We start from the raw sequence: 20,062 nt of genomic DNA on the forward strand, positions 1-20,062 counted from the left end.
TCCATGAGACAGGGCGGGCGGGAATGCGCTGGCTGGCTCGGCGCGAACGCCTGGCTGGCCGGGCGACGGCGGGCGCCATCGCAGAAACGGCGCGGATGTCGGACGACGGGTCACGGCCGGGCCGATGGCGCACGGCATGCCCTGCTGGCGGAGCAACGGCCGCCGGCCGGACGCTCAGCGGCGCACGGCCTGCCCGCGGATCCCCTGCGCGCAGCCGGCTTCGGCCCGAGGGCCGGCCGCCACGTCCGGCATGGCCAGGCGCGCGTCATGCACAAGCACTTCGCGGCCGGTCCGATTCCCGCCTCGCCACATGAGGTTATAACCCTCGGTCGACCACCCCTCTTCCACGCCACTGCAACCACCATGCTCACCGCCAGCAAACTCATGCCCCGGGGCGCCGGCCTCGCACCCGTGCTGCTCAAGCGCGCCGCCACGATCGAACTGGACTGGGACATCCGCCAGAAAAGCCGCTTCGACGCCGTCGATTCCCTCGGCCGCCAGATCGGCGTGTTCCTGCCGCGCGGCAGCGTGGTGCGCGGCGGCGACGTGCTGGTGGCCGAGGACGGCTCGCTGGTCCGCGTGCTCGCCGCGCCGCAGGACGTGCTCCGGATCACGCACTGCACCGCGCACGGCACGCCGTTCGACCTGACCCGCGCGGCCTACCACCTGGGCAACCGGCACGTGCCGATCGAGCTGCAGCCCGACCACCTGAAGATCGAGCCCGACCACGTGCTGGCCGACATGCTGCGCGCCATGCACCTGATCGTGACGCCGTCGGTCGAGGCCTTCGAGCCCGAGGGCGGCGCCTACGGCGCGCAGGGGCATGGGCACGAGCACGGCCACGCGCATGAACATGAGCATGAGCATGGCCACGACCATGCGCACGCCTCCCACGGCGGGCCGGCCCACCAGCACGACCACGGCCACCACCACGAACACCACGCCCATCCGCACGGGCACGGCCACCAGCAGTAGCCGTCCGACGGCCGCGCCGCGCGCCGGCTGCCAGAATCCGCCCCTTTTCATTTCCGCAGCACGAGGCTCCTCCATGCGACAACTCACCCCCGCCGGCCAGCAGGCGATCGACGACATCGCGCGCCGGCACGGCGTCAGCACCGAGGCCGCGCTCGCGATGCTGGACGCCGTGGTCCGCGGCAACGGCAGCATGGCCCAGTTCAGCCACCCGGAGTTCGCCGGCTCCGGCCAATGGATGCGCGGCGGCATGACCATGGTGTCGGACATGTTCAACAACGCGCTGAAGACCCGGGTCGACAGCCTGTGCCTGGCGCTGTCCGACCTCGTCGCCCGCGAGCCCGGGCTGGTGCAGACCGGCAGCTTCCAGTCGCAGTCCCAGAACGGGCAGGAGCAGTACCACGGCAGCTACGCAGCGCCCGCCGCGGACACCGGCGGCAGCGGCCTGTTCGCCCCGCCGCCGCCCGACTGGTGGGGCCCCAGCCTGCGCTGGCCCAACAGCACCGGCGCGCAGAACGGCCAGCGCTACGCCTATTTCGCGCAGGCCCGGCGCCTGGCCATCGACACCGGCGGCCACGTGACCATCTACGACACGCTGGACCACCAGATCGGCGGTGTCTCGCAGCAGCAGTCCGGCAGCGGCCTGCTGGCCTTCACCAGCCAGTACGGCACGGTGGACCTGGCCAGCCTGCCGGTGGTCTCGGTGGACGGGCAGGCGCCGGCGCCCGCGGCCGCCCCGGCGTATGCGTCCATGCCCGCAGCCGCGCCGGCACCGGCCGCCGCGGGCAGCGACGTCTTCGCCACGATCGAGCGCCTGGCCGAGCTGCGCGCCAAGGGCGTGCTGGACGAGGCCGAGTTCCAGGCCAAGAAGACCGAACTGCTGGGCCGCCTCTGAACCCGCTCGCCCTCGCCCCCGCCACGCTGCTCGGCCTGATCTGGCTGGCCTCGCCGGCGCTGCCGGTCGGCGGCTTCAGCTACTCCGAGGCGCTGGAGGCGGCCGTGGACGCCGGCCTGGCCGACGGCGAGCCGCAGGCCGGCGCCTGGCTGCTGGACCAGTTGCAGCTGTCGCTGGCGCGCGGCGACCTGGCCGTGCTGGCGCAGGCCGTGGACGGCTGGGCGCAGGCCGATGCCGCGCGCATCGCCGCGCTGGACCGCTGGATGCTCTGCACCCGCGAATCCGCCGAGTTCGTGCTGCAGACCGAGCAGATGGGCCGGTCGCTGCTGGAATGGCTCAAGCTGCAGCACCCGGACGCGCCCGCGGCCTTCGCCGGCCTGGCGCCCAGCTACCCGGTCGCCTTCGCCTTCGCCGCCGCCCGCGCCGGCGCCGCGCCGCGCGAGGCCTGCCTGGCCTACGCCTTCGGCTGGGCCGAGAACATGGTGGCCGCGGCCGTCAAGGCCGTGCCGCTGGGCCAGAGCGCCGGCCAGCGCATGCTGCAGCGGCTGGCCCAGGCCATCCCGGCCGCCGTCGAGCAGGCCATCGCCGTGCCGGCCGGCGCGCAGCAGGCCTTCGCCCCGATGCTGGCCATCCTGTCGGCCCGCCACGAAACCCAGTATTCCCGCCTGTTCCGATCCTGAACCTGCCATGACCACCACCGCCCTGCACCACATCCCGCACCGCACCAAACCCCTACCGCCGCTGCGCGTGGGCATCGGCGGCCCGGTCGGCTCCGGCAAGACCACGCTGCTGGAGATGCTCTGCAAGGCCATGCGCGAACGCTACGACCTGGTCGCGATCACCAACGACATCTACACCAAGGAGGACCAGCGCCTCCTGACCGTCAGCGGCGCGCTGCCGGCCGAGCGCATCATGGGCGTGGAGACCGGCGGCTGCCCGCACACCGCGATCCGCGAGGACGCCTCGATCAACCTGGAGGCGATCGACCGCATGCTGGCCGACTTTCCCGACGCCGACGTGGTCTTCGTCGAGAGCGGCGGCGACAACCTGGCCGCCACCTTCAGCCCGGAGCTGTCGGACCTCACGATCTACGTGATCGACGTCGCCGCCGGCGAGAAGATCCCGCGCAAGGGCGGCCCCGGCATCACCAAGAGCGACCTGTTCGTGATCAACAAGACCGACCTCGCGCCCTACGTCGGCGCGGACCTGGCCGTCATGGAGGCCGATACGCGCCGCATGCGCACCAACGCGCGCGGCCAGCTCAAGCCCTTCGTGATGACCAACCTGCGCACGCGCGCGGGGCTGGACGAGGTGGTGCGCTTCATCGAGGAGCGCGGCCTGCTGCGCCAGGGCGCCTGAGTAGAATCCGCGCCTGCCGGAAGCGTGGCAGAGCGGTTGAATGCACCGGTCTTGAAAACCGGCGACCCGCAAGGGTTCGTGGGTTCGAATCCCACCGCTTCCGCCAGGCAAGGAAACGGCCCCGCGCATGGGGCCTTTTTCATGGGCCCTTCCCCACGTGCCGGCACGGCTTCCCGATAAGCGGCCTGCGGGCCAAAGCAGTCGAGAGGTTGATGTGAGTTCGGACACGGATGGAAAACTGGTCAGCGCGCTGGTGCGAGGCATCTCCATCCTGCAGTGCTTTTCCAACAAGTGCCAGGAACGCAGCAGCAAGGAGCTGATGGAGCTGACCGGGCTGCCCAAGCCCACGCTGTTTCGGCTCGTCGACACCTTGTGCGAACTGGGCTTGCTGCGCTATTCGGAGCGGCTGTCGAAGTACGTGCCCGGCATCGGGCTACTGAACCTGTCCTCGCCGGTGCTCACGCGGCTGGCCCTGCGCCAGTTCGCCCGTCCGCAGATGCAGGCGCTGGCAGACCTGACCGAAGGGCAGGTGCAGCTGGCCGTGGGCTACCGGCACCAGCTGTGCCTGGTGGAACTGGCCAATGGCATGGGCAATTCCGCGTTCCGCCCCGAGGAGGGAGTGCAGATCTCGCTGCCGCGCACGGCCACCGGCCGGGCCTATCTGCTCAAGCTGCCGCCGCGGGAACTGGACGCCTACCTGCGGGACCTGCGCGCCCAGGCGCCCGAGCGCGCCGACAGGCTGGTGGAGCGGCTCGCCGATGCGCGCCGCGACCTCGACCAGCGGGGCTTCTGCCGCAGCCACCAGGACCTGCACCGCGACATCAACTCGATCGCCGTGCCGATGGCGCAGCCGATCGATGGCGAGCACTGGGTGTTCTCGCTGACCCTGCCGGTCTTCAGCCCGCTCAACGACAAGTGGGACGCGGAACTCGGCCCGCGGCTGCAGACGCTGGTGCGCTCCGTGGAAGGCGTGGTGGGCTCGTCGGGCGTGTCGTGACGATGCGGACTCGCCAGCGCTGGCCTCTGGTCCGGCAAGGCAGCGCGCTCAGGAGCGCTGCGCCTTGCCTTCCTCCTGCAAGGCGCGCCACTGGATCTTGCCGGTGGCGGACTTGGGCAGCTGCGCGACGAACTCCACGATGCGCGGCACCTTGTAGGCGGCCATCTGTTCGCGGCTCCAGGCGATGATGTCCTCCTCGGTGACCGGCCCCGCGCCGGACTTGCACACGATCAGCGCCTTGACGGTCTCGCCGCGCCGGGCGTCCTCGACGCCGATCACGCAGGCCTCCTGCACGGCCGGGTGGGCGTAGAGCATGGCTTCCACCTCGGCGGGCCAGACCTTGTAGCCCGAGGCGTTGATCATGCGCTTGAGGCGGTCGCGCATGAAGTAGTAGCCCTCCTCGTCGACCGAGACCAGGTCGCCGGTGCGAAAGTAGCGGCGGCCCTGGTGCTCGAAGAAGGCCTGCTGCGTGGCCTCCTCGTTGCGCCAATAGCCCAGCATCACCTGCGGGCCGCTGGTGGCCAGCTCGCCCACCTCGCCCTGCGGCAGCTCCTGCAGCGTCTCCGGGTCGACGACCATCGAATGCACGCTCTGGGTCGGAATGCCCAGGCATTGGCGCTTGCCGTGCTGCAGCGGGTTGGCGTGCAGGAAGGCGGCGGTCTCGGTCAGCCCGTAGGCCTCGTTGTACGACAGGCCGAAGCGCTCCTTCAGCGTGGCCGAGACGGCCTCGGGCATGGCCGCGCCGCCGCCGGCCAGCAGCGCCAGGCTGGACAGGTCGATCCGGTGCGCATCGGCCTGCGCCAGCAGGTCGATCACCATGCTGGGCGGCGCCGTCCAGGCCGTGACGCGGTGGCGCTCGATCAGGCGCGCGGCCAGCAGCGGATCCCAGCGCGGCATCATCACCACCGTGCCGCCGCACATGATCGACGTGTTCATGCCGGCCTGCAGGCCGAGCATGTGGAACATCGGCGCCACGGCCAGGCTGGTCGAGTCGACATGGATGCCGCGCCAGACCAGCGCGGACACCACCGGCGCCTGCAGCGTGGCGTGGGTGTGCATGCAGCCCTTGGGATGGCCGGTGGTGCCGGAGGTGTAGGGAATGATGGCCAGGTCGTGCGGCCCGGCGGTGCGCGGGGCGGGCGCCAGCCCGGCCTCGACGGCGGCCTGGAAGCCGTGGTAGTTGCCGGCCGGCAGCGGCATGCGCGGCGCCGCCACCACATCGGGCAGCGGGTCGACCGGCTGCGCCGGCAGCACGTCGCTGTAGGCATGGACCAGCGCGGCGCCGAGCAGCCCTTCGTCCATGCAGGGCTGCACGCTGGCCACCAGTTCCTGCGCGACGATGGCCACGCGCGCGCCGCTGTCCTCGACGTAGTGGCGCAGCTCGTGGGCGGTGGTCATGGCGTTGACCGGCACCACCACGGCGCCGGCGCGGAACAGGGCGTAGCAGGCGACCACGAACTGCGGGCAGTTCTGGCTCTGCAGCAGCACGCGGTCGCCGTGGGCGACGCCCAGGCGCTGCTGGCAGTAGCCCGCCAGCGCCTCGACCTGGGCCAGCAGCGACCCGTAGGCGATGCTCGCGCCGCCGAAGACGATGGCGGGCTTGTCGGGGTAGCGGCGGGCCGCCACGTAGAGGTGGTCGTCCAGCGTGACCTGGGGAACGCGCAGCTCCAGGGGCACGCCCTTCGGCCAATGGGGAGGATGCGAAACCGTCATGCGATTGCCTCGTAGGGACCGGCGGTCCGGTGCTTGCTGATCAGATGCCCTTCCACACCGGCTTGCGCTTCTCGGCGAAGGCGGCTGCGCCCTCGCGCGCATCCTGCGAGGCGAACACCGGGTTGGTGATGGCGCGCTGGAGTTCGAACATCTCGGACTGCGGCCAGTCGGCCGACTCCTGCACCACGCGCTTGCTGGCGATCAGCGCCATCGGGCCGTTGGCGGCCACGCGCTGGGCCAGCTCCAGCGCCGCGTCCAGGGCCTGGCCGGGCTCGGCCAGGCGGTTCACCATGCCATGGCCGTGGGCGCGCTCGGCATCGAGCATGTCGCCGGTCAGGATGTATTCCATGGCGATGTAGTACGGCAGGCGCTTGGGCAGGCGCGGCAGGCCGCCGGCGGCCGCGACCAGGCCGCGCTTGACCTCGGGCAGGCCGAACCTGGCGTTGCGCGCCGCCACGACCAGGTCGCAGGCCAGCACCATCTCGAAGCCGCCGGCCAATGCATAGCCCTCGACGGCCGCGATCAGCGGCTTTTGCGGCGGCTTCTGCACCAGGCCGCAGAAGCCCCGGCCCGGCAGGGTCGGGAGCCTGCCTGCCAGGAAGCCCTTGAGGTCCATGCCGGCGCAGAAGGTACCGCCCGCCCCGGTGACGATGCCGACCTGCAGCGCCGGGTTGGCGTCCAGCTCGTCCAGCGCCGCGGCCATGGCCTCGCTCATTTCCAGCGTGGCGGCATTGCGGGCCTCGGGGTTGCTCAGCGTCATGATCTGCACGTTGTCGCGCACATCGACCAGTACGGTGGAAGTCATGGCAGGTGTTCTCTCGTCGTCGAAGGGGGCCGGAGCCCGTCAGCGGGGCTGCATGCGGATGGCGCCGTCCAGGCGGATCGTCTCGCCGTTCAGCATGGGGTTCTCCAGGACGTGCAGGGCCGTCAGCGCGAATTCCGACGGGTGGCCGAGGCGCGCGGGGTGCGGCACCATGGCGCCGAGCGACTGGCGCACGTTCTCGGGCAGCTTGGCCAGGATCGGCGTGTCGAACAGGCCCGGGGCGATGGTGCACACGCGGATCAGCTTGGTCGAGAGATCGCGCGCCGCACAGATCGTCATGCCGATCACGCCGGCCTTGGACGAGGCATAGGGGATCTGGCCGATCTGGCCTTCGTAGCCGGCCACCGACGCGGTCAGCACGCAGGCGCCGCGCTCGCCATCGACCGGCTCGTTGCGCGCCAGGGTGGCGGCGGCCAGGCGCAGCACGTTGAAGCTGCCGACCAGGTTGACCCGCACGATGTTGCTGAACTTCTCCAGCGAGCCGGGGCTGCCGTCCTTCTCCAGCACGCGCATCGGCCCGCCGATGCCAGCGCAGTGCACCAGCGCGCGCAGGTTGCCGAACTGCTCGGCCGCCGCGACGGCCTGGGCCATCTGGCCGGCGTCGGCCACATCGGCCTTCACGTAGCGCAGCTGGCCCTGGTACTTGCTCTCCAGGGCGGCGCCCAGTTCGTCGTTCAGGTCCACGGCCACCACGTTCAGGCCGCGTTCGAGCAACTGGATGGCCGAGGCTTCGCCCAGGCCCGAGACGCCGCCGGTCACGAGGGCGGTCATTCCTTTTTGCAACTTCATGGAATTCCTTCAGGGATGGTTCGTCCGCTGCTCAGCGCAGCACTTCGATGATGGTGGCGTTGGCCATGCCGCCGGCCTCGCACATGGATTGCAGGCCGTAGCGCCCGCCGCTGTCCTCCAGGGCGTGCAGCATGGTCGTCATCAGGCGGATGCCCGAGGCGCCCAGCGGGTGGCCCAGCGCGATGGCGCCACCACGCGGGTTCAGGCGCTCGCCGTCCGCGCCCAGCTCCTTCTGCCAGGCCAGCGGCACCGAGGCGAAGGCCTCGTTGATCTCGTAGTGGGCGATGTCGCCAAGCTGCATGCCGGCCCTGGCCAGCACGCGCTGCGTGGCGGGAATCGGCGCCGTCAGCATGTACAGCGGGTCGTCGCCCACCACGTCGAAGGCGACGAAGCGCGCGCGCGGGCGCAGGCCGAGCTGCTCGGCGCGCTGCTCGCTCATGATCAGCATGGCGCTGGCGCCGTCGGTCATCTGCGAGGCGTTGCCCGCCGTGGTGTGCCAGCCGATCTGCGGAAAGCGCGCGGACAACTCGTCGTTCTGGAACACGGCTTTGAGCCCGGCCAGCTTGTCCACCGTGGTGCCGGGGCGGATGGTTTCGTCGGCCGTGGCGCGGCCCGCCGGCGTGTCGATGCCGACGATCTCGCGCGCGAACTGGCCGGCCGACTGCGCGGCGTGGGCGCGCTGGTGCGAGCGCACCGCGTATTCGTCGAGCTGCCGGCGGTCCAGTCCCCACTTGGCGGCCACCAGGTCGGCCGACACGCCCTGGCCCACCAGCCCGGGATAGAGCGCATCGAGGCGCGGGCCGGTGATGCTCTTGCCCATGCGCGCCGAACCCATGGGCACGCGGCTCATGGACTCGACGCCGCAGGCGACCACGATGTCCTGCACGCCGGCCATCACCGCCTGGGCCGCGAAGTGCACCGCCTGCTGGCTGGAGCCGCACTTGCGGTCGATGGTGGTCGAAGGCACGTGCGCCGGCAGGCCGGCGGCCAGCCAGGCCATGCGGCCGATGGTGCCCGACTGCTCGCTGATCTGGTTGACGCAGCCGCACACCACGTCGTCCACCGTGGCGGGGTCGAGCCGGTTGCGCGCGACGAGCTGTTCCAGCACCTGCGACAGCAGGTCCACCGGATGTACCTGGGCGAGTGCGCCGTCGGACTTGGCCCGTGCCATGGGGCTGCGGATGGCATCGACGATGACGGGTGTGTTCATCTGCTTAATGGTCCATTTGTTCCGAAAAATTCATCTTAGACTATCGAAAAATGAATCATACGTAGTGTTTTCCCTATATATTGGCCCACAAAATTCAGAACACACTTCGAAAAATTAGTTTTTCGAGACTATTGATCCAAAATCCACCAGGATGGTATGTGCTGCGTGCCAGTCTTCCGTCCACCCGTGAGACGCCTATGAAAGACCTGATCCAACGCACCGTCTACCGCGAAGACCATGAGCTGTTCCGGGAGCAGGTGCGCCGCTTTTTCGAGAACGAGGTCGTGCCCTTCCACCACGCATGGGAGCGCGCCGGCATCGTGCCCAAGGACGTGTGGCGCAAGGCCGGCCGCGAGGGGCTGCTCAACACCATGCTGCCCGAGCCCTACGGCGGCGGCGGGGACTTCGGCCATGCCGCCGTACTGATCGAGGAAACCGCCCGCACCGGCGCCAGCGGCCTGGGCTTCGCGCTGCACTCGGACATCGTCGCCCCGTACATCCACCGCTACGGCAGCACCGCGCAGAAGGACCGCTGGCTACCGCGCATGGCGGCCGGCGAACTGATCGGCGCCATCGCCATGACCGAGCCCGGCGCCGGCAGCGACCTCAAGTCGGTGCGCACCACGGCGCGACGCGACGGCGGCCACTACGTCGTCGACGGGCAGAAGACCTTCATCACCAACGGCATCAACGCCGGACTGGTCATCGTCGTCGCCAAGACCGCGCCCGAGCTGGGCGCCAGGGGCGTGTCGCTGATCGTGGTCGAGGACGGCACGCCCGGCTTCTCCAAGGGCCGCAAGCTGGAGAAGATCGGCCTGCTGGCGCAGGACACGTCCGAGCTGTTCTTCGACGGCGTCCGGGTGCCGGCGGACCACCTGCTCGGCGAGGAGAACCAGGGCTTCAAGTACCTGATGCACGAGCTGGCGCAGGAACGCCTGGTGGTGGCCGTGCGCGCGGCCATGTCCATCGAGGCCTTCCTGCACAGGACCATCGACTACACCCGCGAGCGCCAGGCCTTCGGCCAGCCGGTGTTCGAATTCCAGAACACGCGCTTCAAGCTCGCCGAGGCCAAGGCCCAGGCCACGATGCTGCGCGTGTTCGTCGACGACTGCATCGCGCTGCACCTGCACCGCGCGCTCTCGCCCGAGCGCGCCGCCATGGCCAAGCTCAATGCCACGGCGCTGCAGAACCGCCTGCTCGACGAGTTCCTGCAACTGCACGGCGGCTACGGCTACATGAGCGAATACCAGATCGGCCGTGCCTGGGCCGACGCGCGCGTGGGCCGCATCTACGGCGGCAGCGACGAGATCATGAAGGAAATCATCGCGCGCACGCTCTGAACGCACACCCTCTGCCGCCTGCACCTTCCCCTTCCCTCAACGCATCCATTCCGACGGAGACATGCACATGACCATGAACATCACCCGCCGCCGCAGCCTGGCCCGCCTGATGGGCGCGGCCTCCCTCGCCCTGGCCGGCACCTGGAGCACGGGCGCCCTGGCCGCCGACAACTACCCCTCCAAACCGGTCCGCATGATCGTGCCGTTCCCGCCGGGCGGCGGCACCGACATCATCGCGCGCCTGGTGGGGCAGCAGCTCAACACCCGCTGGGGCCAGCCGGTGGTGGTCGAGAACAAGCCCGGCGCCAGCGGCATCCTGGGCTACAACACGGTGGCCAAGGCGCCCGCCGACGGCTACACGGTGCTGCTGGGCATCACCACGCTGATCCAGATCCCGTGGCTGTACAAGGACGTGCCCTACCAGCTCTCCGACCTGACGCCCGTCTCGCAGATCGCCAAGTCGGCAGACATGCTGATGGTGCCGCGCAGCTCCGGCATCACGACGATCCAGCAGTTCATCGAGAAGGCCAAGGCCGCACCCGGCACGTTCAGCTACGGTAGCTACGGCAACGCCACTTCTTCGCACATGAACGGCGAACGCTTCAAGCAGCAGGCCGGCATCGACATGGTGCACGTCCCCTACCAGGGCGCAGGCCCGCTCATGGCCGCCCTGCTGGGCAACCAGGTCAGCCTCGCGCTGGTCGATGCCACCACGGCCTATCCGCACCTGAAGTCCGACAAGGTCAACATCCTGGCGGTCGCGGGCGCCCAGCGCCACCCCGCGCTGCCGAACGTGCCGACCATGACCGAGTCCGGCATTTCCGGCCTGGAGGCCAACGGCTTCTTCGGCCTGTTCGTGCCCGCCAAGACGCCGCAGGCCGTCGTCGACAAGCTGGGGGCGGAAGTGGCCGCCATCGTCCAGTCGCCCGCCGTCCGCCAGCGCCTGCTGGACATGGGGCTGATCCCGGTGGGCTCGCTGCCCAAGGACTTCAAGCCCCAGATGGACAAGGACGCCGAGCACTGGAAGCAGGTGGTGAAGTCGGCCGGCATCACCATCAATTGAGCGAGGGCGCGGCACGGCCGCCGGCCAGCCGCCGCGGCATGCGCACCGTCGGCGTACCGCGCGCCTGGGCGGGAACCCGCCGGCCCCGCCGCGCTTCTCCGACACCGGCATAGGAAGGCTCCTACACGGGCGCGCGCCGCGCGCTTTCTAGAATCCCGGGCACATGCCCGCACCCGCCCACCCCCTCGGCCGCCCCCGCTGTCCTCCTCTTGCGCCGGCGGCCGGCGCCCGGGAGTGACGCGGGTGCCGGTACGCGACGATCCGCTGCCCAGGTCGCGCCTGCGGCTGCCCTTGCCGCTGCCGACCCTGGCCGGCTTCGGCGTCGCGCTGCTGGCCGTGGCGCTGATCGCATGGTTCTCGCTGCAGGCCATGGACCAGCGCCAGTCCATGGCCAGCCGGGTCACGCGCAGCAACGCCGCGATCGAGCAGTTCAACGCGCTGCTCTCGCACCTGAAGGATGCCGAGACCGGCCAGCGCGGCTACCTGATCAGCGGCCGGGAGTCCTACCTGCGCCCCTACGACGAGGGCCGCTCCAGGCTGCAGGCCACGTTCGAGCAGCTGCAGCAGATCGAGGCCGACCAACCCGGCCAGCTCGAACGCCTGCGCTCCATCCGGCAGCTGGCCGACCAGAAGCTCGACGAGCTGGCCCGCACCATCGCGCTGCGCCGTGCCGGCGACGGTTCCGGCGCGCTGGCGATCATGCTGGGCGACGGCGGCCGGGACATGATGGACGAGCTGCGCCGCCTGGTGGCCGAGGCCGGGGCCGACGAGCGCGCGCGCCGCCAGGTGCACCAGGAGGAATGGCAGGCCGCCGTCGCGTATTCCACGCACGTGCAGGTGCTGGGCGCGGCGACGCTGCTGGTGCTGATCCTGGCCGCGGCTGCGATCGCGGTGCGCGAGCACCGGCGGCGCGAGGCCGAGCTGTGGGTGCACGCCGGCCAGACCGGCCTGGCGCAGCGCATCCAGGGCGAGCACCGGCTGGAGGCGCTGGGCGAGCGCGTGCTGTCCTACCTGGCCGGTTACCTGGACGCGCAGGTCGGCGCGCTGTACCTGGCCGAGCCGGACGGCAGCCTGCGCCGGCTGGCCGGTTTCGCGCTGCCGGCCGACGGCGCGGCGCTGCGCCCGGGCGAAGGGCTGCTGGGCCAGGCCGCCCGCGAACGGCGCACGCTGCGCGTGCAGGAGGTGCCGCCCGGCTACCTGCCGGTCAGCTCGGCGCTGGGCCGGGGCGACCCGTGCGAGCTGCTGGTCGCCCCGGCGCAGGTCGACGGACGCGTGCACGCCGTCGTCGAACTGGGCTTCACCCGGCGGCTGCGGCCGGTGGACCAGCAGTTGCTGGAGCGCCTGTCGGCGCTGCTGGCGATCGCGGTGCGCACCTCGCACGACCGCACGCGGCTGGAGGAGCTGCTGGAGGAAACCCAGCGCCAGGCCGAGGAGCTGCAGGTCCAGCAGGAGGAACTGCGCGTGACCAACGAGGAGCTGGAAGAACAAAGCCGCGCGCTGCGCGAATCGCAGGCGCAGATGGAGATCCAGCAGGCCGAGCTGGCGCAGCGCAACGCGCAGCTGGCGCAGAACTCCCTGCTGGTGGAGACGCAGAACGACGCGCTGCGGCAGTCGCAGCAGGTGCTGTCCGAGAAGGCCGCCGAGCTGGAGCGCGCCAACCAGTACAAGAGCGAGTTCCTGGCCAACATGAGCCACGAGCTGCGCACGCCGCTGAACTCCACGCTGATCCTGGCCAAGCTGCTGGCCGACAACAAGGCCGGCAACCTGAGCGACGAACAGGTGCGCTACGCGCAGACCATCGCCTCGGCCGGCAACGACCTGCTGGCACTGATCAACGACATCCTGGACCTGTCCAAGATCGAAGCCGGCAAGGTCGAGGTCCGCGCCGAGACGGTGCAGCTGGCTGGCCTGGTCGAGGGCCTGGCCAAGAGCCTGCGGCCCACGGCCGAGCACAAGGGCCTGGCGCTCACCGTGGCCGTCGCGCCCGACGCACCGCGGCAGATCGTGACCGACGCGCAGCGCGCCGGCCAGATCCTGAAGAACCTGCTGTCCAACGCCATCAAGTTCACGCACCAGGGCGAGGTCGCGCTGAGCCTGGCGGCCGGGGCCGACGGCGGCGCCGTGCTGGCGGTGCGCGACACCGGCATCGGCATCGCGCCGGAGCAGCACGGGCTGATCTTCGAAGCCTTCCGCCAGGCCGACGGCAGCACCCACCGGCGCTACGGCGGTACCGGCCTGGGCCTGTCGATCTCGCGCGACCTGGCGCATCTGCTCGGCGGCACGCTGCGCGTGGACAGCCGGCCCGGCGCCGGCAGCACCTTCACGCTGGCGCTGCCGGCGCGCTGGACGCCGGCCGGGGCGGCCACCGCGCCGCCGCCGGCCGCGCCGGCGCCCCGCGCCGCGCCGCCCGGCCCCTTGCCCGTGCCGCCCGCCGCGCCGGCCGTGCACGAACCCGCGCCCGACGACGACCGCGCGGCGCTGCGGCCCGGCGCGCGGCTGATCCTGGTGGTCGAGGACGACCGGCGCTTCGCCGCCATCCTGCGCGACCTGGCGCACGAGATGCAGTTCCAGTGCGTGCTGGCGCACAGCGCCGCCGACGGCCTGGCCGCCGCGCTGCAGTACCAGCCCAGCGCGATCCTGCTGGACATGAACCTGCCGGACCACTCGGGCCTGGGCGTGCTGGACCGGCTCAAGCACGACGCGCGCACGCGCCACATCCCGGTGCACGTGGTGTCCGTCGCCGACTACACGCAGGAGGCGCTGGAGCGCGGCGCCGTCGGCTACGACCTCAAGCCGGTGCAGCGCGCCCAGCTGGTCGAGGCGCTGCAGCGGCTGGAGGCCAAGTTCTCGCAGGCGCTGCGCCGCGTGCTGGTGGTCGAGGACGACCCGCGCCAGCGCGAGAGCATCGGCCAGCTGCTGGCCGGCCCGGAGGTGCGGATCCGCGCCGCGGCCACCGCGGCCGAGGCGCTGGCGGCGCTGGAGGAGCAGACCTACGACTGCATGATCATGGACCTGAACCTGCCCGACCTGTCCGGCTACGAGCTGCTGGAGCAGATGGCCGCGCGGGAGGGCACGGCGTTCCCGCCGGTGATCGTCTACACCGGCCGCTCGCTGACGCGCGAGGAGGAGCAGCGCCTGCGCCGCTTCTCGCGCTCCATCATCATCAAGGACGCCCGCTCGCCCGAGCGGCTGCTGGACGAGGTCACGCTGTTCCTGCACCAGGTGGAGTCGCAGCTGCCGGCCGAGGCCCAGCGCCTGCTGCGCCTGGCGCGCGACCGCGACGGCACGCTGGAAGGCCGCACCGTGCTGGTGGTCGAGGACGACGTGCGCAACATCTTCGCGCTGACCAGCGTGCTGGAGCCCAAGGGCGTGAAGGTGGAGCTGGCGCGCAACGGCCTGGAGGCGCTGGCCGCGCTGGAGCGCGCCCGCGGCGGCACGCCCGAGGCCCGCATCGACCTCGTGCTGATGGACATCATGATGCCGGAGATGGACGGCCTGACCGCGATGCGCGAGATCCGCCGGCAGCCCGACTGGCACAAGCTGCCGATCATCGCGCTGACCGCCAAGGCCATGCGCGACGACCAGGAGAGATGCCTGGCCGCCGGCGCCAACGACTACATCGCCAAGCCGCTGGACGTGGAGCGGCTGCTGTCGCTGCTGCGGGTCTGGATGCCCCGCGGGACATCGTGAGCGGCCGCTGCCATGCCCCACACCGTGTTCGAGATCGAGATGGCGCTGCTACTGGAGGCGATCTACCGGCGCTACCACTTCGACTTCCGCGGCTATGCCCGGGCCTCGCTGCGCCGGCGGCTGCGCGCGGCGATGGCGCGCTTTTCCTGCGCCACGCTGTCGCAGCTGCAGGACCGCGTGCTGCACGAGGCCGGCAGCTTCGCCGCCCTGCTGGACTACCTCACGGTGCAGGTCAGCGAGATGTTCCGCGATCCCGGCTACTTCCTCGCGCTGCGGCGCGAGGTGGTGCCGCTGCTGCGCACCTACCCCTCGCTGAAGATCTGGGTGGCCGGCTGCAGTGCCGGCGAGGAGGTGTACTCGCTGGCCATCCTGCTGCGCGAGGAAGGCCTGCTGGAGCGCTCGCTGATCTACGCGACCGACATCAACGCGCAGGCGCTGCAGCGCGCCGAGGCCGGCGTCTACGAGCTGGACCGCATCGCCGCCTTCACGCAGAACCACCAGCGCGCCGGCGGCACCAGCTCGCTGTCGGACTACTACACCGCCGCCTACGGCCGCGCGGCGTTCGACAAGAGCCTGCGCCGCCACGTGGTGTTCTCCGACCACAGCCTGGCCACCGACTCGGTGTTCGCCGAGGTACAGTTCGTGAGCTGCCGCAACGTGCTGATCTACTTCGACCGGGCGCTGCAGGACCGCGCGCTCGGCCTGTTCCGCGACGCGCTGTGCCACCGCGGCTTCCTGGGCCTGGGCAGCAAGGAATCGCTGCGGTTCTCGGCCTGCGCGGACGCGTTCGTGGACTTCGTGCGCGAGGAGCGCATCTACCGCAAGGCCGCCGAACCATGACGCCGCACCCGCTCGACGACGTCCAGGCCGTCGCCATCGGCACCTCCGCCGGCGGCGTGGACGCGCTGCTGCGGCTGCTGCCGGCGCTGCCGGCCGGGCTGCGCACGCCGGTGTTCGTCGTGCAGCACCTGCCGCGCGAACGCCCCAGCCTGCTGGTGGACATCCTGGCGCCGCGCTGCCGGGTGCCGCTGCGCGAGGCGCAGGACAAGGAACCGGTGGAGCCCGGCACCGTGTACATCGCGCCGCCGGACTACCACCTGCTGCTGGACGCCGGGCCGCGGCTAGCGCTGTCGGTGGACGCGCCGGTGCACTACTCGCGCCCGTCGATCGACGTGCTGTTCCAGTCCGCCGCCGAGCTGTACGGCCCGCACCTGCTGGGCCTGGTGCTGACCGGCGGCAACCAGGACGGCAGCGCCGGCCTGGACGCCATCCGCGCCGCCGGCGGCCTGACCGCGGTGCAGGACCCGGCCGACGCCCAGGTCGCGCTGATGCCCGAAAGCGCGCTGGCCGGCGGCCCGGTCGACTTCGTGCTCCCGCTGCCGCGCCTGGCAGCCCTGCTGGCCACGCTGCCATGAACACCGCCGGGCCGCCCCCAGGTGCTCGCACCGCAGCCCCTGCGGGCGAAGGGATGCCGGCGGGCGGCGAGCAGCCGTCCCACCCGCCGCCGGCCGCCGCGCCGCCCGCGCAGGACGGGCCGATCAAGTGCCTGGTCGTCGACGACCTGCAGGAGAACCTGCTCGCGATGACCGCGCTGCTGCAGAGCGACGAGGTGCAGGTGCTGCAGGCCCGCTCGGGCGTGGAGGCGCTGGAGCTGCTGCTGCAGCACGAGGTCGCGCTGGCGCTGCTGGACGTGCAGATGCCCGAGATGGACGGCTTCGAGCTGGCCGAGACCATGCGCGGCAGCGCGCGCACGCGCCACGTGCCCATCATCTTCGTGACCGCCGGCGCACGCGACGCGCAGCGCCTGTTCCGCGGCTACGAGGCCGGCGCGGTGGACTTCCTGCACAAGCCGGTGGAGCCGCACGTGCTGCGCAGCAAAGCCGACGTGTTCTTCCAGCTGCACCGGCACAAGCAGCAGCTCGCGCGCCACCTGCAGGAGCGCACCGAGACGCTGCGGCTGCACGAGCTGTTCACCGCCATGCTGGGCCACGACCTGCGCGGACCGCTGTCGGCCATCACGATGGCGGCCGAGCTGCTGGCGCGCCGGCCCGACGAGCACGTGCGCACCGTCGGCCAGCGGCTGCTGCGCAGCAGCCGCTGGATGGGCCGCATGATCGAGGACATGCTGGACCTCGCGCGCACGCGCCAGGGCGGCGGCATGCCGATCGCGCGCAGCCGCTTCGACCTCGCCGCGCTGGGCGCGCGCGTGGTGCAGGAGCACCAGCTCGCCTGGCCCGGCCGGGCCGTGGAGCTGCAGGCGCAGGGCGCGCTGCACGGCGAATGGGACGAGGACCGGCTGACGCAGGTGCTGTCCAACCTGCTCGGCAACGCGCTGCGCCACGGCAGCGACGCCGTGCCGGTGCAGCTGCGGCTGGACGGCGACGACGCCCGGCAGGTACGCATCGCCGTGCGCAACGGCGGCGAGATCCCGGCGGACGTGCTGCCGCACATCTTCGACCCGTTCCGCAGCGGCCGCGCCAGGCCGGCGCCGCAGGGTGCGCCGCGCGGCGGCGGCAGCGGCCGCGCCGACGGGCTGGGCCTGGGCCTGTACATCGTGCAGGAAATCGTGCGCGCGCACGGCGGGCAGGTGCAGGCCGCGTGCGGCGGCGGCGCCACCACCTTCACCATCACGCTGCCGCGCCAGGGCTGAAACCGCCCGCGGGCAGGGCGGACATCGTCCTACGCCGGCTCGCGGGGCAGGCCGGCCCCGGCGCTGCGGGCGGCGCCGCAACCTGTCGTGGTCCGCGGCGCAAGAGAGGCGCCGCGACATCCCCCTTCGACCACGGGAGCAACCGACATGGCACACCGCGACCCGCAAGCCCCCTGGCGCGCGCAGCAGATGGAGCAGTACGCCAACAGCCCGCGCCAGTACGGCGATCGACACCGCCACCCGCAGGACGGGGACGACGCCCGCGACGGGGGCGCCCGCTCCGGCCGCGGCGGCTTCTCGCGCCACGACCCGGTCCAGTCCGGCTACGGCCGGGCCGGCGCGCCCGACGTGTACGGCCAGCCCAGCGGCGGCTACCCGCGCGCCCCCTGGCACGGCCACCATGGCGGCTACGACCACTGGCGGGGCGACCGCCACGGCCCCGGCTACGCCGGCCAGGACTACCGAGGCGCCCCACCCGGCGACGACGGGCACGACTGGCAACGCGACCGCAGCAAGGGCTCTTTCCAGGGCGGCTCGGGCGGCTATCGCCCCGACACCGGCCCCCATGCCGGCAGCCAGACCCATGGCCGCCACGGCGACCAGCTGAGCGACGGCACCCACGCGGCAGACGAGCGCCAGGGCCGCGACGCCCCCGACGACCAGCAGTAGCGCCCTGCACCTGCACTAGCTCCAGCTCCAGCTCCAGCTCCAGCTCCAGCTCCAGCTCCAGCTCCAGCTCCAGCTCCAGCTCCAGCTCCAGCTCCAGCTCGACGAGGATGACGCCTCCTGACGCGGCGAGCGCCACAAGAAGTTCTCTGAAGAATTGGACGACTCTGGGACTGGCGCCGCAGCCAGCCGGGCGCCTCGCCGGCCGCGGCACGCACCGAAAGCAGCACCGACCCCACAAGTGACACCTCGCCGCGCCGCTCAGCCTGGAAACGGCAGTGGGGTGATGTCGAACACGAAGAAAAGCAAGTGCTGGCACGGGGTGCCGGCCGTTTTTCGGCAACTGCGGAGCCGTTCCAAATGGGTGAGCCGAACAGCCGATCCATTCCAGGGGGCGGCAAGCATTTGCCTGCGTCCCGACCAGTCAACGGCCGTTTCCACAGGGTCAGTCGGCCCGGTGCGGCGCGTCCGGCTCGTTGCGGCGCGCCCCGCGGATGTTCAACGCCGCCAGGCCGAGCTGCAGCGCGATCAGCGCCGGCGCACGGGCGTGCAGGCCCCAGCCGATCCACAGCACGTTGCTGAGCAGGAACAGCCAGAAGCCCCAGCTGCGCCGCCGCCGGGCCTGCGAAGCGACCAGCCACGAGGCGGCCAGCGTGATCGCCATGGCGGGCCATTGCAGCAGGTCGGCGTCCATGCATCGCTCCTTCGCGCGTCGTCGGGGCGGCCAGTCTCGCGCCGCCGCCTTCCCTGCGCCGCAGGACGCCGAAGCGCTTCGCTGTAGGCAGGCAGCCGCCGCAGGCGCGGCGCGGCTGCCCGCCGGCGCCGGCGCGTTCAGGGATGCATCTCGTCCACCGCCTGCGGCGCGCGGTGCGCCGACAGGCACGACAGCACGGCGCTGGTCACCAGCGCCATCGCCGCCCATTCCCAGCCGGTCGGCCAGCGCGCCTCCCACAGGAAGCCGTAGAGCAGCGCGAACAGCGTCTCGAACACCACCATCTGGCCGATCAGCGTCAGCGGCAGCAGCCGGCTGGCCTGGTTCCACAGCGCATTGCCGACCACCGAGGCCAGCAGCGCCACGCCGGCCATGACGCCGGCGAAGCGCCACCAGGCCGCCGCCGGCTGCTGCGTCAGGTCGGCCAGCACGAAGGCCGGCACGGCCAGCACCAGCGCCTGCGCGCCGGTGACGACGCCGGTCAGCAGGCTCCAGTCGTGCGCCGACACGCCCTGCAGCCGCGCCAGCCAGCGGCTGTTGCCGATGGCGTAGCTCGACCACGACACCAGCGCCCCGACCGCGCAGCCGAAGCCCAGCAGCCGCTGCGCCAGCGGCGCCCCGGTGCCGCGCGCCACCGACTCCCAGGCGATGCACAGCACGCCGGCCAGGCCGAGGACCAGCGAGGGCGCCAGCCGCGCCAGCGGCACCGCGCCGGCGCCGCGGCTGCCGACCCAGGTCACGGCCACCGGCAGGAAGCCGATCACCAGCGAGGTCATGGCCATGCCGCCCAGCTGCACGCTGCTGGCCAGCAGCACGTAGTACAGGCTGTTGCCGAGCAGGCTGAGCCAGAACAGCGCGCGCCAGTCGGCCGGGCCCAGCCGCGCGCGCAGCACCCGCCAGCGCGGCAGCATCAGCGCGCCGGCGATCAGCCCGTAGGCCAGGTAGCGTGCGGCCGACAGCTGCAGCGGCGAGAACTCGGGCGCCAGCTCCGGCGCGAGGAACACCAGGCCCCAGGCCGCGCCGGCGGCGATGCCGCAGGCCACGCCCAGCCAGGTGCCGGAAGATGCGGTCATCGGCAGGTGATGCAAGGAACGGGGACGCCGAGCTTATCCGCTGGCGCTGTCGGCGCCGTCCGACAGCCGCTGCCGGCCCCGGCCGCCGCGCCGGCGCCGCGCCGGCCCCT

General features: G+C 71.8%; 18 protein-coding genes and 1 tRNA gene. 13 read left to right on the plus strand and 6 right to left on the minus strand.

Going from position 1 to position 20,062, the window contains the following annotated elements:
* Positions 1-363 precede the first annotated feature (363 nt).
* From ureE to QM782_RS02715, 6 genes are all read left to right on the plus strand, one after another.
* Entirely contained in the window at positions 364-975 is a 612-nt protein-coding gene (gene ureE, locus QM782_RS02690) for an urease accessory protein UreE (protein ID WP_415201395.1), read from the plus strand.
* Between the two features lie 73 nt (positions 976-1,048).
* A complete protein-coding gene (locus QM782_RS02695) occupies positions 1,049-1,867 on the plus strand; it encodes an SHOCT domain-containing protein (protein WP_415201396.1) in 819 nt (272 codons plus the stop codon).
* Positions 1,864-2,547 carry an urease accessory protein UreF gene (locus QM782_RS02700; protein ID WP_415205570.1) on the plus strand — a complete coding sequence of 228 codons (684 nt, stop codon included), beginning with the start codon at positions 1,864-1,866 and terminating at the stop codon, positions 2,545-2,547. Before QM782_RS02695 ends, QM782_RS02700 begins: the two co-directional genes overlap by 4 nt.
* 7 nt (positions 2,548-2,554) lie before the next feature.
* Positions 2,555-3,226: an urease accessory protein UreG gene (gene ureG, locus QM782_RS02705; protein WP_415201397.1), complete on the plus strand. Its 672-nt coding sequence runs from the start codon at positions 2,555-2,557 to the stop codon at positions 3,224-3,226.
* An 18-nt stretch (positions 3,227-3,244) separates the two neighbouring features.
* A tRNA-Ser gene (locus QM782_RS02710) sits at positions 3,245-3,332 on the plus strand.
* A 108-nt stretch (positions 3,333-3,440) separates the two neighbouring features.
* Positions 3,441-4,223, plus strand: a complete 783-nt coding sequence (locus QM782_RS02715) for an IclR family transcriptional regulator (protein ID WP_415201398.1) — start codon at positions 3,441-3,443, stop codon at positions 4,221-4,223.
* 48 nt (positions 4,224-4,271) lie between these two features.
* Here the strand turns inward: QM782_RS02715 and QM782_RS02720 are convergent, their stop codons facing one another.
* Genes QM782_RS02720 through QM782_RS02735 form a run of 4 tightly spaced genes read right to left on the minus strand, consistent with a single transcriptional unit; the run spans position 4,272 to position 8,758 of the window.
* Entirely contained in the window at positions 4,272-5,936 is a 1,665-nt protein-coding gene (locus QM782_RS02720) for a long-chain-fatty-acid--CoA ligase (protein ID WP_415201399.1), read from the minus strand.
* A 40-nt stretch (positions 5,937-5,976) separates the two neighbouring features.
* Entirely contained in the window at positions 5,977-6,741 is a 765-nt protein-coding gene (locus tag QM782_RS02725; RefSeq protein WP_415201400.1) for a crotonase/enoyl-CoA hydratase family protein, read from the minus strand.
* Between the two features lie 39 nt (positions 6,742-6,780).
* On the minus strand, positions 6,781-7,548 hold the full coding sequence (locus QM782_RS02730) for an SDR family NAD(P)-dependent oxidoreductase (protein WP_415201401.1): 768 nt from the start codon (positions 7,546-7,548) through the stop codon (positions 6,781-6,783).
* Positions 7,549-7,579: 31 nt separating this feature from the next.
* Positions 7,580-8,758 carry a thiolase family protein gene (locus QM782_RS02735; protein WP_415201402.1) on the minus strand — a complete coding sequence of 393 codons (1,179 nt, stop codon included), beginning with the start codon at positions 8,756-8,758 and terminating at the stop codon, positions 7,580-7,582.
* Between the two features lie 197 nt (positions 8,759-8,955).
* Between QM782_RS02735 and QM782_RS02740 the strand changes: the two genes are divergently transcribed.
* The 7 genes from QM782_RS02740 (at position 8,956) to QM782_RS02770 (ending at position 18,170) form a co-directional block, all read left to right on the plus strand.
* Positions 8,956-10,098 carry an acyl-CoA dehydrogenase family protein gene (locus QM782_RS02740; protein ID WP_415201403.1) on the plus strand — a complete coding sequence of 381 codons (1,143 nt, stop codon included), beginning with the start codon at positions 8,956-8,958 and terminating at the stop codon, positions 10,096-10,098.
* A gap of 73 nt (positions 10,099-10,171) precedes the next feature.
* A complete protein-coding gene (locus tag QM782_RS02745; RefSeq protein WP_415201404.1) occupies positions 10,172-11,161 on the plus strand; it encodes a Bug family tripartite tricarboxylate transporter substrate binding protein in 990 nt (329 codons plus the stop codon).
* A gap of 243 nt (positions 11,162-11,404) precedes the next feature.
* Entirely contained in the window at positions 11,405-14,851 is a 3,447-nt protein-coding gene (locus QM782_RS02750) for a response regulator (protein ID WP_415201405.1), read from the plus strand.
* A 12-nt stretch (positions 14,852-14,863) separates the two neighbouring features.
* Entirely contained in the window at positions 14,864-15,691 is an 828-nt protein-coding gene (locus tag QM782_RS02755; protein ID WP_415201406.1) for a CheR family methyltransferase, read from the plus strand.
* Complete coding sequence (locus tag QM782_RS02760) at positions 15,688-16,266, plus strand: chemotaxis protein CheB (protein ID WP_415201407.1); 579 nt, start codon at positions 15,688-15,690, stop codon at positions 16,264-16,266. The genes QM782_RS02755 and QM782_RS02760 overlap by 4 nt, the downstream gene beginning before the upstream one ends.
* The gene (locus tag QM782_RS02765; RefSeq protein WP_415201408.1) at positions 16,263-17,501 is read left to right on the plus strand and encodes a response regulator; all 1,239 of its coding nucleotides are present in this window, start codon (positions 16,263-16,265) and stop codon (positions 17,499-17,501) included. Before QM782_RS02760 ends, QM782_RS02765 begins: the two co-directional genes overlap by 4 nt.
* 147 nt (positions 17,502-17,648) lie before the next feature.
* Entirely contained in the window at positions 17,649-18,170 is a 522-nt protein-coding gene (locus QM782_RS02770; RefSeq protein WP_415201409.1) for a hypothetical protein, read from the plus strand.
* A gap of 442 nt (positions 18,171-18,612) precedes the next feature.
* Here the strand turns inward: QM782_RS02770 and QM782_RS02775 are convergent, their stop codons facing one another.
* Both QM782_RS02775 and QM782_RS02780 read right to left on the minus strand, forming a co-directional pair.
* On the minus strand, positions 18,613-18,861 hold the full coding sequence (locus QM782_RS02775) for a hypothetical protein (RefSeq protein ID WP_415201410.1): 249 nt from the start codon (positions 18,859-18,861) through the stop codon (positions 18,613-18,615).
* A 137-nt stretch (positions 18,862-18,998) separates the two neighbouring features.
* The gene (locus tag QM782_RS02780) at positions 18,999-19,952 is read right to left on the minus strand and encodes a DMT family transporter (RefSeq protein WP_415201411.1); all 954 of its coding nucleotides are present in this window, start codon (positions 19,950-19,952) and stop codon (positions 18,999-19,001) included.
* Positions 19,953-20,062 lie beyond the last annotated feature (110 nt).

The organism is Pseudorhodoferax sp. (assembly GCF_047601025.1).
Classification (GTDB): Bacteria; Pseudomonadota; Gammaproteobacteria; order Burkholderiales; family Burkholderiaceae_C; genus Pseudorhodoferax.

Excerpts from the sequence above, each read along its gene's own strand:
- QM782_RS02695 (WP_415201396.1), top strand. The coding sequence starts at position 1,049 with ATGCGACAACTCACCCCCGCCGGCCAGCAGGCGATCGACGACATCGCG.
- QM782_RS02770 (WP_415201409.1), top strand. The coding sequence starts at position 17,649 with ATGGCACACCGCGACCCGCAAGCCCCCTGGCGCGCGCAGCAGATGGAG.
- QM782_RS02740 (WP_415201403.1), top strand. The coding sequence starts at position 8,956 with ATGAAAGACCTGATCCAACGCACCGTCTACCGCGAAGACCATGAGCTG.
- QM782_RS02775 (WP_415201410.1), bottom strand. The coding sequence starts at position 18,861 with ATGGACGCCGACCTGCTGCAATGGCCCGCCATGGCGATCACGCTGGCC.
- QM782_RS02725 (WP_415201400.1), bottom strand. The coding sequence starts at position 6,741 with ATGACTTCCACCGTACTGGTCGATGTGCGCGACAACGTGCAGATCATG.
- QM782_RS02755 (WP_415201406.1), top strand. The coding sequence starts at position 14,864 with ATGCCCCACACCGTGTTCGAGATCGAGATGGCGCTGCTACTGGAGGCG.
- QM782_RS02720 (WP_415201399.1), bottom strand. The coding sequence starts at position 5,936 with ATGACGGTTTCGCATCCTCCCCATTGGCCGAAGGGCGTGCCCCTGGAG.
- ureE (WP_415201395.1), top strand. The coding sequence starts at position 364 with ATGCTCACCGCCAGCAAACTCATGCCCCGGGGCGCCGGCCTCGCACCC.
- QM782_RS02760 (WP_415201407.1), top strand. The coding sequence starts at position 15,688 with ATGACGCCGCACCCGCTCGACGACGTCCAGGCCGTCGCCATCGGCACC.
- ureG (WP_415201397.1), top strand. The coding sequence starts at position 2,555 with ATGACCACCACCGCCCTGCACCACATCCCGCACCGCACCAAACCCCTA.
- QM782_RS02730 (WP_415201401.1), bottom strand. The coding sequence starts at position 7,548 with ATGAAGTTGCAAAAAGGAATGACCGCCCTCGTGACCGGCGGCGTCTCG.
- QM782_RS02745 (WP_415201404.1), top strand. The coding sequence starts at position 10,172 with ATGAACATCACCCGCCGCCGCAGCCTGGCCCGCCTGATGGGCGCGGCC.
- QM782_RS02765 (WP_415201408.1), top strand. The coding sequence starts at position 16,263 with ATGAACACCGCCGGGCCGCCCCCAGGTGCTCGCACCGCAGCCCCTGCG.
- QM782_RS02735 (WP_415201402.1), bottom strand. The coding sequence starts at position 8,758 with ATGAACACACCCGTCATCGTCGATGCCATCCGCAGCCCCATGGCACGG.
- QM782_RS02780 (WP_415201411.1), bottom strand. The coding sequence starts at position 19,952 with ATGACCGCATCTTCCGGCACCTGGCTGGGCGTGGCCTGCGGCATCGCC.